Genomic DNA, 18,631 nt, shown 5'->3' on the forward strand with positions numbered 1-18,631 from the left:
AACCATTACAGACCAAGACAGTCAAAGTAGCATAATCATTAAAACAATGGAAAATAATAAGTTTGACATAGAGAAACTACCACGTGAGAATATTTTCAAAGTACCTGATAATTACTTTGACGAGCTTCCGATGTTAATACAATCGCAAACTTCTGCCAAATCTAAAACAGTTCCTTTAGTTACTTGGTCTATGAAAAGGACTTGGGCAAGCGTAGCCGCTTGTGCTGCTATCGCTATCTTAGGATACTTTACTTGGATGCCAAAACAAGATGCATTGGGCAATGAAGCCCTTGCTGAGGTACAAAATCAAGAAATCATTAATTATCTAATTCAACAGAATATTAACCAAACCGACCTTGCTGAACAATTTGAAAATGTTCAAACAAATAATAAAGTAGAGGTAGAGGAAACAAATAATGATTCTGAATTATTAGATAATTTAAAAATAAATAGACAAGATATTTTACAAAGTATCGATTTAGACAATTTAGAAGAGAATATTTAATCAAATATCACGCATGAAAAAATCAGCCATTATTATCAGTTTAATTTGCTTTGTCTTCTCATTAAATGTAAAAGCGCAAGCACAAGACGAGCCATTAAAAGGCAAAGAAAAAATAAAAGCCGCTAAAGTTGGTTTAATTACAAACCGCTTAAATTTAACGGAAGACCAAGCCAAAGGCTTTTGGGTTGTTTATAACGAATTCGATACTAAGCGCTGGGAAATCAGAAAAAGTATCAGACAGATTACTGCCGAAAGTAGAAATACGACAAGTTCTGAGGATAAAATCTTATCTGATTTAAAAGAAATTTTAAACCTGAAACAAAAAGATGTTGACTTAGAAAAAGAATATATGTCAAAATTTCTGAAAGTTATTAATGTTCGACAGGTATCTGAATTATATAAAACAGAGCAACTTTTCAATGCTATGCTGTTCAATAGGTTAAACAAAGGCGAAGGAAAAATGCATAAGGAAAAACAACCTTAAACCAACAACTCAAATCCCTGCAATTGTCAATGATTCAATTGTAGGGATTTTTTTATCATTTCACTTACTGGATTTCAGTACCAAGCCTTTTGTAGGCTACTAGTTGTTCCTCTGTGATTATCTCATCAGTAATCATTACATCAATATCAGCATAAGGACATACTACAAAACTATCTGCAGTATTTAGTTTTTCGGCTGTAATCAAGGCTATTACTTTGGCCGATACCTCCACCATTTTCTTTTTTACTACGCACTCGCCCCAGTCGGGAATAGTTACTCCTATTTCTGGATGAATTCCACAAACACCAATCAATAAAACATCTGCTCTGATTTTACTTAGTAGCTCTATTACCTCAGTACCATACGTATTTTGGGCATCTTTAAATACCTTGCCCCCAAGCATAAATAATTCAATATTGGGGTGTTCACAAAGAATTTGAGCGATGGCAATACTGGTTGTAAAAACGGTGGCTTTTAACGATGGAGACATTAATTTGGCTACCTCCATATTGGTAGAACCATTATCAAGGATAATTACTTGACCATTTGCAAAAAAACTTTGAGCCTTTTTGGCTAAAATCAGCTTTTCTTCGTGGTCTATATGAATCCTCTCTTTTAGCTTATATGGGCTTGTGGCTTTGGGGATAGCTCCGCCATGTACTTTTTTCAGCAACCCGTCTTCTGCTAATTCATTTAAATCACGACGGATAGTATCATCAGAAACATTAAGTATTTCTGCCAATTGAACCGAAGAAACCCTTTGGTTAGTTTCTAACATCTTCAAGATGACCTGTAATCTTTCTTCCCTGAGCATATTTGCGGTTTAATTCGTTTTTATTCGGAATATTACACAAATTTAATAAATTTTATTTTGATATATGCGGTTTATTGCGGTAAATTTGTCTAAATATTTTAAAAACCGCATGATGAGCATTGAACATATCGCTATTTGGACGATCGACTTAGAAAAAATGAAGTCATTCTATTGTCGTTTTTTCGGAGCAACAGCCAATCAAAAATATGTCAATATCAAAACAGGATTTGAATCTTATTTATTAAGTTTTACAAAAGGAGCACGTTTAGAAATTATGCACTCGCCAACAGTAGTAGATATTCCAAAAGATATTTTACTTCAAACAAAAGGATTAGTACACTTTGCAATAGCCGTTGGCAGTATAGAAAAAGTAAATGAACTAACTGAAACGTTAGCAAACGAAGGCTTTACGATTATTGGTAAGCCAAGAACAACTGGCGATGGGTACTACGAAAGTGTAGTGCTAGACCCTGAAAATAACCGAATTGAAATTACAGTATAAACTAAAACCGTATATTATTATTTATGAGAATCTTAATCGACATGGATGATGTCTTGGCAGACACAAGTTTAAAATTATTAAACGAAACGAATAAAAAATTAGGTACAAATTTTACTCGTGAGCAAATCTTAACACAGCCAGAAGTTTATAAGGCTTATTATGAAAAATATAGTACAGTAAGAGGAATGCTTTGGGAAAAAGGTTTTTTTGCAGATATTCCATTGATTCCGGGTGCGCAAGAGGTTGTTCAAAAACTTCATGCGAAACACGAAATATTTATTGTATCAGCAGCTACTGAGTTTCCTTTATCAATGGAAGAGAAATTAGAATGGTTGGATAAGTATTTTCCATACATTGGCTGGTCGCATACTGTTTTTTGTGGTCATAAATGGATGATTAAAGCTGATTATATCATTGATGATCATGAAAAAAATCTTATTAATTTTGAAGGCAAAGGCTTATTATTTGATGCTGCCCATAATCAACACGTAAAAGAATTTACAAGAGTACATTCTTGGAAAGAAATTGAGAGTATCTTGTTGTAAAATACCCCTTTATGCTTTTCAGCAAGTTCATAATAATCGCATTAACGCTTTGGAAACTACTATTATTCAAGATAACATTGGGAGGAATGCACGCATTGCTACCAATGCTTTATTCTTTCTATGTGGAATTAGTTTTGCCTCATGGGCATCACGCATTCCAGATATGAAAGAACTATTACATTTAAGTGATGCTGCTTTGGGAACAGTATTATTTGCCATGCCTATTGGCAGCCTAACGGCTTTACCAATCGCTGGGGTGATTATCCATAAATTCGGCAGTAAGAAAATTACTTTATTTGCTGTGTTTTTCTATTTTATTTCTCTTCCATTGCTTGGGCTTTCCGCTAGTCCAATAAATCTTGGTATCTCTTTATTTATTTTTGGTTTTGGTAGCGACTTACTGAATATTGCCATGAACGTACAAGCCGTTGGCGTAGAAAAACTACAAAAACGCTCTATTATGTCCTCTTTTCATGCCGTATTTAGCATAGGTTTTATGCTTGGAGCGGCTTTAGGAGGCATTATTGCGAAACAGGGTATTTCTACTTTTCAACATTTGGCAACAATTGGTAGTATCGACTTGCTGATAGGACTTATTTCATTTTCGTATTTATTACAACACGACCATAAGTCAGATGAAAATCAACCCCTTTTCGCTATTCCTGATAAGTCTTTAATCATTCTAGGTATTATTTGCTTCTGTGGAATGTTGTGCGAAGGGGCTATGGCCGACTGGAGTGTGCTTTATTACAAGCAAATTATGGATAATCCCAATGGTTTTGCCACGGCTGGGTTTACGGCATTCTCAGTGTTGATGGTAGTAGGAAGAATATTTGGTGATAAAATTTTACAAGCTCTTGGACTTAGAAAAACCCTTCTAATCAATTGTTTATTAGTATTTGTCGGAATGTCAATTGCTATTTTTATTCCTTCACCTTTTACGGTTATTATTGGCTTTGGTATTACGGGCTCAGGACTTTCTACCATTGTGCCTCTTATTTATAGCGAAGCTGGTCATTCAAAAACTATGGCTGCTGGAGTAGCATTGGCTGCCATTTCTACATTAGGTATCGCAGGTTTTTTAATTGGTCCCGTGATGATAGGTTATCTTTCTGAATTCTTCTCTTTGAAAATAGCCCTCGCTTCATTAATTATTTTAGGCTTATTAGGAAGCTTTTTAACCACAAAAATACCTGAATAGCACATGGAAGGTTTAAAAAGAGTAGCTGTAATTTGTGTGCTGAGAAATGGCGCTAACTTTTTATTGCTAAAACGTTTCAATGAACCAAATAAAGATACTTACGTACCCGTAGGTGGAAAAGTAGATGCATTTGAAAACCCTTATGATGCAGCCATTCGTGAGGTTTGGGAAGAAGCTGGTATAAAAGTACCCGCCATGAGATTTTGTGGTACATTGGTGGAAACATCGCCAGTGAAGTATAATTGGATGAGCTTTATTTATGAAGCCGAAGTGGACTTCTTTGAGCCTGCCCTTTGTAATGAAGGCATTTTAGAATGGCATAACTTTCAGAACATTGATAGTTTTCCAACGCCTAAAACTGACTTTTTCATTTACGATTATATCCTAAAGAAGAAGCATTTTGCCTTTAATGCACTATACGACAGTGAAATAAAATTGCTTTTTATGAATGAAGAAATTGAAAACAAAGTGGTTTTTGAATAATGGGCACAAAAATTAAAATATGCTGTATAAGTAGCCAACAAGAAGCACAAATGGCCATCAATACTGGTGCGGATGTGCTTGGTTTAGTAGCAAAAATGCCCAGTGGACCTGGTACTCTTACTGATGATTTAATTCAAAAAATTGCTACTATTATTCCTCCACACATTGATTGCTTCTTATTAACGCCTAAAACTGACCCTTACGAAATAATCGCACATCAACGTGCTACTGGTACTAATTGTATTCAATTAGTAGATGCAGTGGCTGTAGAGGCTTATCCGATTTTAAGAGCTAATCTACCCAATAATATCAAGCTAATACAAGTAATACACGTAACAGGTGAAGAATCCATTATTGAAGCTAGCATGTACGAATCATTGGCTGATATAATTTTATTGGATTCAGGCAATCCAAATTTAGCGATTAAAGAATTGGGAGGAACTGGCAGAAAACACGATTGGGATATTAGTAAACGCATAGTTGAAATGGTTTCTATCCCAGTATTTTTAGCAGGAGGATTGAATCCAGAAAATATCTGTGAAGCGATAGACTTTGTTAAACCTTATGGAGTTGACATTTGCAGTGGCGTAAGAACCAATGGAGAGCTAGACCCTCAGAAATTAGAAAGATTGATACAAGCCGTGAATAATTTTTAAATAATCCACGGCTTATAGTATGCTATAATCTTGGTGTTGCTGGCTTGAATGGCTTTTCAAAAGCATTTGCACCACGTGTTTTTAGTTTTCTTCTATATACTTTATCGACACAGCTTACATATATCGTATCGAAGTTTGGCCCACCAAAACAAATATTAGAAGGTTGCCCAGTAGGTACTGGAATGATTGCATTTACTCTACCAGTTTGGTCAAGCACTTGAATCCCTGCACGAGTCGTCACATAAACTCTTCCTTGATTGTCGGCTTTCAAACCATCTGCCCAAGCATTATTATCTGAATCTTTTACATGTAGCCAACCATACTTTTGTTTGTAAGCCAATTTTCCATCTGCTTGAATCTGATATACCCATAGCCAATGCGAAGTAGATTCTGTTACATACAATTGTGTTTGGTCTGGCGAAAGACAAAGCCCATTGGCATATTTCAAACCTTCATCCAATTCTACTTTTTCGCCGTTTGGTCGCAGCAAGAATAATTTGCTTGGTTTTTCAATCCCATTTGGAGATGTAAAATAGATATTACCATTCTTCGCGACAATAATATCATTCGCAGATTGGTCGTCCACTAATACAGATTCTTTTCCTTGGGTATCATACACTAAAATTTGTTTAGTTCCCCCTGCTACTACATAGCGTTTCCCATCGGCATCAAATGTTGTTCCACTCCCTCTTTTAGCATCTAGGTTCAAGGTTTGTAATTTTCCATCTAAGCCAATTTTATAGGTTTTTGAATTGGGAATATCTTGATAAAATACTTCTCCTGCTGGATTGGATGCCGTGCCTTCTGTAAAAGTATAGCCCTCTCCTACTAATTCCCACTTTTCATTTTCTATTAAAATATCGCTCAAAACTTGGTTTTTTGATTGACCTTTGGAAACAGGCTTAGGGTAATCTTTCCAAAGCCAACGCATCGCCTCGGGGAAAATGGCTGTTCCTTGTTTGCCATTATGCCCTCCTTCACCCCACACATGGTTTACTTCATAGCCTGAAAATGTCAATGCTCTTTCAATCGTTTCGTTGGCTTTCCACCAATCTCCACCATAAATATTAAGGTCATTAGCTCCATCTTGCAAGAAAACCCTGATTGGTTTAGGTTCATGTTTACGAATTAAGGTAGAATACGAATCTCCTCCTCGTAAACCTACATAAGTTCCGATGGCACTAAATACCCTTGAAAAAGCATCTGGACGTTCCCAAGCGGCCGTAAAAGCACATACTGCCCCACTGCTTGAGCCTCCGATGGCTCTGTCATTTCCATTTTTTGAAAGTCTAATCGCACGACCATCACTCGTCTTTTGTTTTTCTACAGCAGGTAAAAGCTCTTCTAATAAAAATCTTGCATAATTATCTCCCAAGCCATCATATTCATAACTTCTATTAAAACGATCATTTGCCATTTCTGGATTGTCCGCTTTTACTCGTCCATGCATCACAAATATGCCGATAGTGATAGGCATTGCTTTTTGATGAATTAAGTTATCAAAAACGGTAGGGGCTTTCCACTGGACTCCGTCTTGATTTACATACACACAAGCAGGTTGTTCGGGGCGATACTGAGCAGGAACATATACCCAATATTCTCTGAAAGTACCGGGAAAAATTTTAGAATCCTCGAAAGTAAATTTCAATACTTCTCCTTTCGGAACACCTGTTTGCTCAATTGAAGCGGGGTCGTCCTGATAGTTTTCAGCAGGGGTTTGGGCAAATGTTTTTAGTTGGCAAAGGATTAGTCCAGCCAATAGTATTTTTTTCATAGTCAAGTTTTAGAATAAGTTGTGTTTAGTAAATAGTGATTGGTGAACAGTCCGCCATCGGCAGTATGACAAATCACTAGTTATCAGCTATTTGCGATAAATAAAAACATTGTTTACATTATATTGATTACTTAAGACACAAAAAAAGCTTTCGGAATTATTTTTCCGAAAGCTAAGGTAATACAAGTATTTTATAATCCTGATTTAACCTAATAAATTGAGCTATTAGAAATTAATTCATTCGTATGAAATTCGTATTTAAAAATAGGGTCTACTTCAGAGCAAGCCTCAATCTCTAACGCTTCTTTAATCAAACCTGTTTTCATATCAAAAACCCATCCATGCAAATGAGGTAATTTGAAATTTTTCCAAGAACGTTGTATAATAGTTGTTTTGGATAAGTTTTTCACTTGTTCTTCAACATTTAGTTCTACCAAACGTCTGAATTTAGCATCTTCATCTTCAATGGCTTTAAGCTCATTGTCATGTTTATAATAAACTTCTTTGATGTTTCTCAACCATTTATTGATTAAACCTAAGTCAGTTGGTCCCATAGCGGCTTTTACACCACCACAGCCATAATGTCCGCAGACAATAACATGTTTTACATGTAATACTTCAACAGCATACTGCAATACTGAAAGTAAATTAATATCAGTATGCACCACCAAATTCGCCACATTTCTATGTACAAATATTTCACCTGGTTCTGCATGAGTAATCTCTTCAGCAGGTACTCTGCTATCTGCACATCCTATCCACAAAAACTTTGGTTGTTGGTCTTTAGAAAGTACGTTAAAATACTCCTCATCTAATTCTAAACGCTCTTTTGCCCACGCTTTATTGGCCAAAAGCAGTTGTTTGTAATCTTTCATTTTTGTAAAATTTAATGTGATTCCACTTCTGCATGATATTGATTAATATCACCTTGTATTTTTCGATTTACTTTTTTAAATACCATTTCTATACCCTTTTTCTTTGAGCTATTTTTAAAAGTGTAAAGCAACGTAAAAATGTCATGGTCAATAAAGTTAGCTCTTGAACCATCTACCAATACTTCATCTCCTTCTTTCAAACTCATTAATATTTGTTTGATTCTATGTTTATTCAAGAACGAAACATCTTTATTGAATTTGATTAATACATTATTGCCATCCCGAATGACCGAAATAACTGATTGGAAGTTGGTAAATACGACAAACAATAGTCCTACGAATGTTCCGATAAAGATACCGAACAGTAAGTCTTTGAAAATAATGACAATGATGGTAATAGCAAAAGGTATGTATTGGTCATAACCTTCTTTATACACTCTTTTAAAGACAAGAGGATTAGCCAATTTATACCCTACCATTAATAAGATGGCGGCTAAAGCTGACAATGGAATCCTGTTCATGAGGGCTGGGATTAATACAACAGAAGCCAATAATAATATCCCATGAACTATTGATGACATCCTAGTTTTAGCCCCTGCATATACATTGGCAGAAGTTCTAACGACTACTGAAGTAACAGGGAGGCCACCTAAAAATCCAGCGATAGTATTGCCTACACCTTGAGCTATCAATTCTTTATCCGAAGACGAGATACGTTTTTGTGGGTCTATACTATCTCCAGCTTCCAAACTTAATAACGATTCTAAACTAGCTACAATTGCCAAGGTAAGCGCTACGGTATATATATGCGGATTTTTTAAAAATGAAAAATCTGGTAATAACAATACATTTGTGAAATCTTGAAAATTTTTGAATACAGGCATTGAAACCATGTGAGCAGGCGAATTTCCTAAAAAGTATTCTGGTTTAAAAACCGCATACATCTCATTAATCGTTACTCCTAAAGCTACAGCAGCCAAGGCTGATGGAAATACTTTGAAAAAAGTGATGTTTTTCTTGGAAGCATAGTCCCAGAGAATCAATAATGCCAAACAAGCAAATGAAATAATGACGGCTCCATCATTGAAATCGATAAAAGAACGAATCAATTCTGTGATGGTATTTTGGTGGTCAGCAACTTGTTCAAACTCAAATTCCCCTTCATAATCTTGGTCGTCTCCCAAAGCATGTGGAATTTGTTTTAATATAATTACAATTCCTATCGCAACGAGCATCCCTTTAATAACACTCTCTGGAAAATAGGCACTAAACTTCCCAGCCTTTAAATATCCTAACCCTATTTGAATAATTCCTGCTAAAATAACGGCAACAAGAAACCCTTGATAAGAACCTAAATCCTTAATGGCTGTGGCCACAATTACGGTTAAGCCAGCAGCCGGCCCACTTACTGAAATTTCTGAACCTGATAAAACTGATACCACTATTCCCGCTACAATACCCGAGAGTAAACCTGAAAAAAGTGGTGCCCCCGAGGCTAGGGCAATTCCTAGGCAAAGAGGCAGTGCTACTAGAAAGACAGAAATCCCGGATTTCCAGTCAGTTGATAGCAACGATGATTGATAATATTTAAATTTTGACATAATTTCAACATAGTAGTTTTAAAAATCTGATTTTCTTGGAGATTGCTCCCAATAGGGTACAGTTTAAATTAATTCTAATCAATTGAATATATTCAATTTTATACCATTAAAAAATAGATTTTATACTTGCGGAGGCTGAATTATCACATCAAAGTGACCACGGAGGGTACGAGAGGAATATGAAGAGAAAAGTGCTAATGTATAATAGTATGCGTCATCATTTAAAGTAAGGTTATTCAAAAATAATGAGAGAGATTCTACTACACAAATGACGTTATAATCATTAATGTCATCTGATTCAGGCACATCATCTGAAGAATCAGTATCAGTTTTCTTTTCAGTTTCAGCTTTATTCAGTAGATTAACTACTTTTTCTTTCGGTAGAAAAAACTTTAAATAATAAATACCTCCTACATTCAATGCCACAAAATGCAAGGCCAAAGCCAAGCAAAAAGTCTGAAAGACAATATGTAGTTTAGTCTTGGTATTCATACGAGTTTAATTTCTAAAACCAAAATTAAAACATTTTCGTTCTACCATTGATACAAATAGAATAAAAGATTGAATTAATTAGAACAAAATTGGGCTATCGAAGCCGATAACCCAATCCAATATTAAACCACATACAAACTAAAATATTGTAACACTCTAATTAAAAAATACTTGATATTGCATAATAATACCGCCTTTTCTGTCAGTTGAATGATATTCACCTGCTGAATTACTTGTATATACTGGGCGACTTTGGTAAGCCAATGTCAGCTTAGAAGTATGTCCTGTAAACAACCAGTTGATACCCGCATCATAAAATACCATTGGGTCAGCTAATTTTTCATAGTCAGAATACTGTACACTAACATAAGGCATCAATGTGCCTGCTTTGCCTAACATATTATTTGCCATTTTATATCCTACTTGTCCATAAACGGTTTGCCCTGTTCCATACAAAGGGGCATTATTACCTGCACCATTCAACACACTTGCATTGGCATTGCCAGTAGCAGGATTCAACGGGCCACTTTCGCGGATATAGTTTTTACCGAAGTTATAGTCTGAAAGTGCTAAGTAAGCACTCAACGCTGTTCCTTTTTCCTTGTTAATAGGCGCATCATAAAAAGCATCGACTGCTAATAATGTCATCGCTGTTTTCAAGGTATCTCTTCCATTATCTGCCAAATGCCACATTGCATCAGGTTGATAGATAAAACCAGCACCAATATTGAAGATTTTTTTAGAGCCATAATATGTTCCTACTGTATAAGGATTCATGTTAGATTCTTTATCCCAAAATTGGTACTGAAAATATCCTTGGGTCTGAAATTTTGGTGGTATTGTGGCAAAGTTTGAATTTTTAGTTAATGCTGTCGCTGCATTAAACCCAGATGATTTTTGAATCGCCATTGGGTCTGATAAAGCTACTCTATAGTCAAATGAACCTAGTTTTCCTTTGGCATAAATGCTTAATTTTCGAAGGAACTGGTCGGTTACATCATTCGTTGCTTGTTGATAAAGCGGAGCATCTACTCCTAATTGTCCTCCTACTGAAGGTGCGGCAAAACGTGCTAAGCCACTCCATCCTGTTAAACCTCCACCTAATGATAGCTTATTTTTCACTACAGCATATTCCCCAATGGCATCATGGATAAAGAAACCTTGTTTGCGGTCTGATAATGCATTAAAGTTGTTCTCACCTATTTGTAAATAGATATAAGTACGGTCGGTGATTTGTCCAAACAATTGTAATCTTAATCTACGAATACCAATATCAGTTGTCGAAGGTTTATCAAAACCATTTGTTGTTGAACCAGGGTTATTTTCGTTATGACGAAGCCAAACTTGATTCAATAATGTCATTTTTAAAAACTGAGACCCATCCTGATTCAAATATAATTTTCCGTCTTTATAAGTCTGGGAAAAGCTTGTATAGGACAACACTAGTCCAGCCACTATAAAAAGTATTTTATTCATGGTATTAGAATAATAAGAGATTGTTTTGAGATACTGAGCGACAAAATGTCGCTCAGTATTAATTATAACAAAATATGTGAATATTAAGCTTTACGAGCGGCCAACTTATGACCAGAAACAGGCTTGTGATTATCAAGACCTATTATTTTCACTGTACCTCCTCCTTCTACATAATCATGCTCAAAGTGATGCAAGTTTTCCATCACCGAGTGATCTACTAATCTAGTATTTTTTAAGTCAATCGTTACATTAAAACCAGCAGGAATAGCATCCAATTTGCTTTTAATGCCTAAGTAATTTGTAAAAACAGCAGATTTATCGATTTCTACTAAATAATCATCTCCTTCGAAAGATACCAGCGTTGGTGCTTTGAATAATGAACCTATTGGTAAGCCGTTCACTAAGTGAATAATGATTTTTAAAGCAATACCTGCCGCAATACCAACTAATAAATCTTCATATAATGTAAAGAAAATAGTAATCAAGAAGATTGACAATTGCTCTTTACCAATGGAGAACGTATGGATAAATTCTTTTGGATGCGTCAATTTAATACCTACCGTAATCAACATAGCTGCTAAGGCAGTGTTAGGAATAAGCTCGATTAAATGGGATGCTAACAAAACAAAAGCTAAGATAAAAAAACCATGAAAGAAGTTTGCCCAACGAGTTTTAGCACCATTATTAACGTTTGAAGAACTACGCGCTACTTCAGAAATCATCGGTAAGCCTCCTAAAATTGCGGCGATTGTATTACCAATACCCACAGCGATTAAATCTTTGTTGGCATCAGACTTACGACGATATGGGTCTAACATATCAATGGCTTTTACAGTAAGAAGTGATTCTAAAGTACCAACCAAAGCAAACATGACTACATATTTAATAAATAATCCTATCTGAGAAATACCTGAAAAATCAACATTGATTTTAATATTTTCCATCAAGTTGCCTATGTGTACCAACGCATAAGCTGGTTCAGTAGTTTGGAAATCCATTGCTAATTCAGCAGGAATTGCAATAATAAGCACAACCAATGGAGCAGGTATTTTCTTGATAATAGGGTTCTTGATAAATGGCCAGCCTAACATAATTATTAAACAAACAACACCAATCAAAGTAGCTTTAGGGTCAAGATTCGCAATAAATGTTGGAATAGAGGCAATCAAAGCCAATGGGCCTTTTCCTTTTGTCAAAGCTGGCGCTACATCTAATAATACTGGGATTTGCTTCGCAATGATAATTAAACCAATGGCAGCAAGCATACCATGAATAGCTGAAAGTGGAAAGAAGTCGGCAAGTTTACCTAACTTAAATACACCAAAAAGCATTTGGACAATACCAGCTACTACCATCGCTCCCAATGCTAAATGCCAACCTGTTTCTCCTCCACCAAATTCGTTTACAGCACCTGCTACTATTACGATTAAGCCAGCTGCTGGGCCTTTAATCGTTAATTTAGAGCCCATAAAGAAACTTACCACGATACCCCCAATGATAGCCGTCACCAAACCCATAATAGGAGGAAACTCTGAGGCTTTGGCAATCCCCAAACTCAAGGGAAGCGCTAATAAAAATACAATAAATCCAGAGACCGCATCGGTTGAAAAGTTCTCCTTTAATCCTGCTAAGCCATCAAGAGGAGCAGTTAGTTTCGTTTTTGTTTCCATTTTGAAATAATATTTTATAAACTTTTAGTAATGTGATTCAATACTTAATTGACTATTGAGATTGAGTCTGATTTTTTGTAATTTCTTTTTTATGAAGACTTATACGGTACTTCATGATACGTTTTAATATGTGGGCCGAGGAAAATTCTGGCATAAACTCTTATCACAGAAATACCTCCAATAATGAAACTTGACGAAATAAAAAATGCTAAGAAAATTTGATCTTCATGGATATGACTGAAAATTAAATCTTCGCCAATAAACGTTGACGTGATAGGAAAGCCCGTTAAACCCAAACAGGCCAACAAAAACATCATCGCAAATTTTGGATGTTCGTAAACGTGTCCGTAGAAACGATTTAAATCCAGTGTTTTCTCAATAGACTTCAACTTGCTTAAAGTGAAGTATCCAAAAGCACCCATTATGATAATGCCACTTAAGTAAAATATGGCTTCTTCTAATTTAAAATGCTCGTTAAATGAAATGGCTAGGGCAATCCAAAAATGATTCATGATGATTAATAGCCAGCTCATTCTAGGGCTTTTTCTTTCTGAGAAAGATTTCAAGACCATGATAAAACCAATCAGCGAAAACAATCCAGGTAAGTATTCATGCAATTGTGGAGCAAGTTTTTCTTGGTTGTACAATAGCACTAAACCGACAACGTAAGTAGGGATAAACAATAACATTAATTTGTTGATTGTCAGGAAGTCTAACTTTCTACCTACATTTTTTAATGGCTTCCAAACGATGTAATCCATGAATAAATCCAAATTCCATTCTTTCAAACTCATCACATAAATAGAATATTCTACTTTTTTAGGGAAAGAATCTTCAATAGTATGCTGACGTGGAATGAAATTATAAAACTGCTCACGAATCATATAACTCACTACTGATGGTGAAACAAGCAATTGGTATGTTCTTAAAAAGGCATTTCCTGCAAAGTGAAATAATGCCAAACTTTCAAAACCCGCTGCTACTTCAATGAAAATAAGTCCTATTTGTGCGATGGAAGCATAAGCAATCTGGCTTTTAACTGACGACTGCACTCTGGCAATTAATGACGCTATGATACTGGTTGTCAACCCTAACAGAGCAATCAATATTCTAACAGAGATTTGATGTTCCCAAAAAGGAAATGTTCTTAATAAAAGAAACACCCCTAAATGCACCGAAAGTGAACCATAAAAAATAGCACTTGAAGGCGTTGGACCTTCCATTGCTCTTGGCAACCATGATGAAAAAGGCAATTGAGCAGACTTAACTGCTGCGGCTACCAAAATCATTAATGAAATAAATACGCCCGTGAAACTATGACTTAATATATGTTCGTGTACTAATTCATAATTACTCAATTTCAAGAAAGTAATATTTTCATGCCATAGATGGTGACTTGCCCACATGGCAAGTATCAAACCGATATCACCAATTCTATATACTGAAAACACTTTGATGGCATTTTTAACGGGCAAATACCTATTTCTATAAAAGGCAATTAATAAGAATGATGATATTCCTAATATTTCCCATCCTATAAATAGGGTCTCAAAATTTCCAGACAGAATCGCTACATTATAACCTACATAAAAAAACAGAATCGTATTAAAAAAACGTTTATACCCTTCTTCTCTATGAAGATAATATCGGCTGTATATGGTTACTAGAAAAGTCAAAAATGCCCCTACCAATAAATACACTACCGTAATCTCGTCGAAACAAAAATCAATCAGAAACTCATAATCTTTAGATTTAAACAATACAATCTCTTTAAGATTAAGTGATTCATGACCATGAAATAGCCAAAAAACCGAAAATACAATAAAGCTAATTAAGTGTAACCCCACTGTTAAAAAAGCTACTCGTGAGATAATTCCTTCTTTTTTTGCTGGAATTAATAAACTTAAAATAAAACCTATAACTGGTATAAGAATAAAAATTTGGAGTATCGAAGTCATTTTGTATTCTTATTTTATTAAATAAACTGGAAAATTCTCTTGATGTGATTCTAGTAATGATTCGATATCAGAGACTGAATTAATTTTTTCATTAACAGCCTGATAAGGAACAAAATGTCCGTTTTGAAATCTGAACATCTCTCTGTTTTCAGGATTTACTACGATTAGGTGTACCCATTCATTATTGAACCACTCATAGGTTTCTGGCAATATTTTGATAGTATTCAAAACAACCTCTGGGAAATGTTCGACAATAAATAACATTCTAATTGGGTCGTGTACTTCAATCATTTGGCTTGGCAAACCTGGTCTTAAGTCTCCATCAATACCATTGGCTACTCCAAAAAGCCCCATCACATTGTGTGGTAGTTTTGAACCTGCCCCTAGTTTCTGATTATCGACTCTTGAAAAATAGTATTCCAAATTAATACCTCCACAAACTGGCGCAGCAGCTTTCAAGATATTAAACAGATACTTTCCTTCTAAATCAACCTGATAATTGTATGAATTCATAAAAGCACGTCTATCTAAGAATAATTCTTTTGATAATTCTCTTCGTCCTACAATACAAACAGCGTTAGTAGCATGATTTAGCTCTGGTCGTGGCTCAAAAAGAGAAACCGATCTTGTGCGTATTTTATCATGAATTTCTTCAGCCGTTAGTTTCGTATTGATTGATTCAAATCTCCTAGAACGCTCTTTAGCATTGAAATCAAGGGCTTCTATAAAAAACTTTTCATTTTTTGAATGCCCCTCTTTATTTTTTTCTGAAAGCTCTTTTTCATCGAAAAATGAAATCTCATCACGGGTTGTATCATGCAAAGCTCCTACAAACTGTGTTGTATCAGGAATATCTATTCCTTTAGTAGCCAATATTGCTCTTACTTCTTTATGGTTCAGCATAGAGCTAGCGACTCTGGCATTTACAGAACCAGGTCTGCCACAACAAGCGCCACAATCATAACCAGCATAATGAGTATTGTTTACACTACTTGCTCCATGCCCTACGATATATACGACAGGTGCAAAGTCATTTACTAATCCAATACTCTTTAACAAACCTTCCATACGTTGGGCCATCTCAGCCACAGTAAAACCAACTTGAAGCTCATCTTTACGTGGATGTGAGTGGTCGTGCTTATGTTCAATCGTTAGGCTCGATTCCTTATCCATGTGTTTGAATGAAGAAACAGCAGCGGCACTGGTGGTAGGTCTGAATATATTCAGAAACAAACGCATAGCTGACCAGAAGCCAAGTGTTTGGGAAATGAACCAGCCACTAAATAACGAATGCGTATGTTTTGTAAAATGTGCATCCTTTACCTGCTTGCTTTTAGAACCCACTTCTTTAATCAAGTATTTGGGCGTAACAGGTGCAGGACATTGTTTGGTATAAGAATTAGCGTGTTCGGGTTGATAGTAAAATTCAACGCCAAAAAAGCCTGGTGTACCAAATGTCTCACAATTAGTATCAAGTTTTTCAAGATAACGGCGAATAGAACATTCGCGGTCGTCAATACAAAATATTGCTTGAAAACTTTTTTGCTCAATGATTCTTTTCTCTCCTTTTTGGAGTTGGATACCTGCTAATACTTGATCGTAGTAAGTCCACTCAAAAGCATCTTGCCAAATTGAAAGTACTTGATTCAATTCACTTTCAGGTACTTCAGCTAAGATGTCTTTTATTTTTTCTTTAGTAGTGCTTCCTAGAGGAGCCCAGTTTTGTCCAAATTTAAAATCAAGCGCATCTATCTCTAATAATAATTCAAAAACGATTAAATCGTGTGTTGATATTTTCTTATGGTCAAGTAGTGTCTCAGGGATATCCTCAACTACAGAAACCATTCCAGACCAACCTTGGTGTGCAAATTGCTGATCAAAAAGATATTGTTTATACAACGATGAGTCTCCAACAATAATCTTCAGTAAGTCTTCAATCTTGCAATTACCATTGAGTAAAATATTTTTTGCTCGCTCAGTTTTAAAAAAGCTAGTAAAGCTATTTCGCTCCATTTCCCTGATTGAAGCTAAAAAACCCTTATGAATATTAGGGAAACTCCAGATTGAAATCCCTTGGTCAAGAAAACTACAAAGGATTCTGAACAAAATTGGATGAACCAACAAATCCATGTCAATATGGTGTACTAATTTCCAGTTAGCTCTTAAAGCACCAATGCGAGGTGTTACCGCTGTTTCATATGTTTTTTGAAGAACTTTCTCCTTCCAATCAAGAAGAAACTCTTCACCCATTCTTTCGATAATAACTTTTTCAAGAATTGGCAAACTAATCCTATTTGATTGATACAATGCTCTGAATTCGTCTAAACCCAAGAACACATTATATCCAAATATTTTGGATGCCTTTCTCAAGGCTTTATAAAATTTCAGCTGTTGGAACGCATGAAGTGTGTTATGATGAACAAAGTCTTTCAACGGAGCTTGTGCAGGTAAATAGTGCTTTAGCTCATGTAGAACCTCGTGCTCATCAAAGGATGAATCGTGTGCTTTCATACAAATACTTTAAGATTATATTAAAACTTGTAATAACTCGTATAAGCATATTTCTTTATTGGCCAGAAAGTAACACTCTAAGCACAAAATATAAGCAACTCAAATTCCAACATCTTTGATTAGTGGTTATAGCAATCAAGATTATAAATCAAGTCTAAATACAAGTATGCTCCAACATCATCGGAATAATCGAATAAGTTGAACAAACTTTAAAGAAAATGGTAATGAAAAAAGCCAGATGAATTTACAAAGCGATGATGTAAACGAACGGAAAGGCATCAGCATGATGCTTCTGGCAAAAAGAGATCAAATTCGGAAATTGAGATAAAGCGCAAAAAGCGGAAAGCAAGAATGGATTTTAGATTTAAAAATCCAAGAAGTAAGGTATGTTTGCTTTAATACAAATAGTTTAAACGTAAAAAACTCGCTAAAAGTGAAGGCAATTTTTGATAAATCGAATTCTTTAGTGTGTTCAGAACTTTCTTCACTTTCATTAATTTCAGTATCACATAATTGTGTTCTAGAGTCATCATGAGCTGATTTTAAAATATACCTTTTCATGAAGTGATTGTGCATAGTACCTTCGGGATTCATTGGCGAAGCAATGAATTTGAAGCTAACTAGCAACAATAACAAAAGGATTTTTAAAAACTTCATATCAAAACTCTTTTAATATGTGGACTGGTATTTCTGATATTGATGCCAATTTATAATATTCATATTAATTAACATCAAAAAAAGTGATTTTATTTTAATATTAATATATAATTCATCATAAAATTAAATTTTATATTAAAAAAACAATATTGATTATAAATACAAAAAAAAACTACTTGAAGTCAAGTAGTTTAGAAGTTAAATATTCAGAGATAGGAGGCATCTTCAAGCAAGTTTTGTTTTGAAGACAATTGCCTGCGGAGACAAAGTTATGTCTCCGACAGACACTGTACACCATTAACCATTTTTATAAACAAAACTTGTAATCCAATCATCACTAAACTTGGTGATGAAACATTTATATCAGGAAGCTAGTTTTAATTATTAAATCTATATTAAAACAATGCTATACTATGCTAGTCAATTC

The 18,631-nt window shown here is 35.1% G+C and carries 17 protein-coding genes; 7 read left to right on the forward strand and 10 right to left on the reverse strand.

Features of this window, described 5'->3' with window-relative positions; genetic code table 11:
- Positions 1-505: hypothetical protein (locus AC07XN_RS15760; protein ID WP_494743772.1), on the forward strand; the 505-nt coding region annotated here is incomplete at its 5' end.
- 13 nt (positions 506-518) lie between these two features.
- The gene (locus AC07XN_RS15765) at positions 519-989 is read left to right on the forward strand and encodes a hypothetical protein (protein ID WP_309918767.1); all 471 of its coding nucleotides are present in this window, start codon (positions 519-521) and stop codon (positions 987-989) included.
- Positions 990-1,053: 64 nt separating this feature from the next.
- On the opposite strand, the gene AC07XN_RS15770 is transcribed toward AC07XN_RS15765, so the two are convergent.
- A complete protein-coding gene (locus AC07XN_RS15770) occupies positions 1,054-1,803 on the reverse strand; it encodes a DeoR/GlpR family DNA-binding transcription regulator (protein WP_494743773.1) in 750 nt (249 codons plus the stop codon).
- A gap of 109 nt (positions 1,804-1,912) precedes the next feature.
- Between AC07XN_RS15770 and AC07XN_RS15775 the strand changes: the two genes are divergently transcribed.
- From AC07XN_RS15775 to AC07XN_RS15795, 5 genes are read left to right on the forward strand one after another with little or no spacing between them, the layout of a single operon-like run.
- A complete protein-coding gene (locus tag AC07XN_RS15775) occupies positions 1,913-2,305 on the forward strand; it encodes a VOC family protein (protein WP_494743774.1) in 393 nt (130 codons plus the stop codon).
- Between the two features lie 23 nt (positions 2,306-2,328).
- Entirely contained in the window at positions 2,329-2,850 is a 522-nt protein-coding gene (locus AC07XN_RS15780) for a 5' nucleotidase, NT5C type (RefSeq protein ID WP_309918758.1), read from the forward strand.
- 49 nt (positions 2,851-2,899) lie between these two features.
- On the forward strand, positions 2,900-4,051 hold the full coding sequence (locus tag AC07XN_RS15785) for an MFS transporter (RefSeq protein ID WP_494743775.1): 1,152 nt from the start codon (positions 2,900-2,902) through the stop codon (positions 4,049-4,051).
- A 3-nt stretch (positions 4,052-4,054) separates the two neighbouring features.
- Positions 4,055-4,534: an NUDIX domain-containing protein gene (locus AC07XN_RS15790; protein ID WP_494743776.1), complete on the forward strand. Its 480-nt coding sequence runs from the start codon at positions 4,055-4,057 to the stop codon at positions 4,532-4,534.
- Entirely contained in the window at positions 4,534-5,190 is a 657-nt protein-coding gene (locus AC07XN_RS15795; protein WP_494743777.1) for a phosphoribosylanthranilate isomerase, read from the forward strand. Before AC07XN_RS15790 ends, AC07XN_RS15795 begins: the two co-directional genes overlap by 1 nt.
- Before the next feature lie 22 nt (positions 5,191-5,212).
- On the opposite strand, the gene AC07XN_RS15800 is transcribed toward AC07XN_RS15795, so the two are convergent.
- From AC07XN_RS15800 to AC07XN_RS15840, 9 genes are all read right to left on the reverse strand, one after another.
- Positions 5,213-6,964: an SMP-30/gluconolactonase/LRE family protein gene (locus tag AC07XN_RS15800; RefSeq protein ID WP_494743778.1), complete on the reverse strand. Its 1,752-nt coding sequence runs from the start codon at positions 6,962-6,964 to the stop codon at positions 5,213-5,215.
- 209 nt (positions 6,965-7,173) lie between these two features.
- Complete coding sequence (can, locus tag AC07XN_RS15805; protein ID WP_494743779.1) at positions 7,174-7,839, reverse strand: carbonate dehydratase; 666 nt, start codon at positions 7,837-7,839, stop codon at positions 7,174-7,176.
- A gap of 11 nt (positions 7,840-7,850) precedes the next feature.
- A complete protein-coding gene (locus AC07XN_RS15810) occupies positions 7,851-9,440 on the reverse strand; it encodes a SulP family inorganic anion transporter (RefSeq protein ID WP_494743780.1) in 1,590 nt (529 codons plus the stop codon).
- Between the two features lie 120 nt (positions 9,441-9,560).
- Positions 9,561-9,932, reverse strand: a complete 372-nt coding sequence (locus AC07XN_RS15815; protein ID WP_309918736.1) for a hypothetical protein — start codon at positions 9,930-9,932, stop codon at positions 9,561-9,563.
- Positions 9,933-10,088: 156 nt separating this feature from the next.
- The gene (locus tag AC07XN_RS15820; RefSeq protein WP_494743781.1) at positions 10,089-11,408 is read right to left on the reverse strand and encodes a hypothetical protein; all 1,320 of its coding nucleotides are present in this window, start codon (positions 11,406-11,408) and stop codon (positions 10,089-10,091) included.
- Positions 11,409-11,491: 83 nt separating this feature from the next.
- Positions 11,492-13,078 carry a SulP family inorganic anion transporter gene (locus AC07XN_RS15825; protein WP_494743782.1) on the reverse strand — a complete coding sequence of 529 codons (1,587 nt, stop codon included), beginning with the start codon at positions 13,076-13,078 and terminating at the stop codon, positions 11,492-11,494.
- A gap of 89 nt (positions 13,079-13,167) precedes the next feature.
- Entirely contained in the window at positions 13,168-15,036 is a 1,869-nt protein-coding gene (locus AC07XN_RS15830; protein WP_494743783.1) for a proton-conducting transporter transmembrane domain-containing protein, read from the reverse strand.
- A gap of 9 nt (positions 15,037-15,045) precedes the next feature.
- Entirely contained in the window at positions 15,046-17,547 is a 2,502-nt protein-coding gene (locus AC07XN_RS15835) for a YbcC family protein (protein ID WP_494743784.1), read from the reverse strand.
- Positions 17,548-17,853: 306 nt separating this feature from the next.
- Positions 17,854-18,204 (reverse strand): hypothetical protein, encoded by a 351-nt coding sequence (locus AC07XN_RS15840; protein ID WP_309918721.1) that lies wholly within the window; start codon positions 18,202-18,204, stop codon positions 17,854-17,856.
- Positions 18,205-18,631: the final 427 nt, after the last annotated feature.

Source organism: Arcicella sp. GW458-12-2-14-TSB2 (assembly GCF_059423785.1).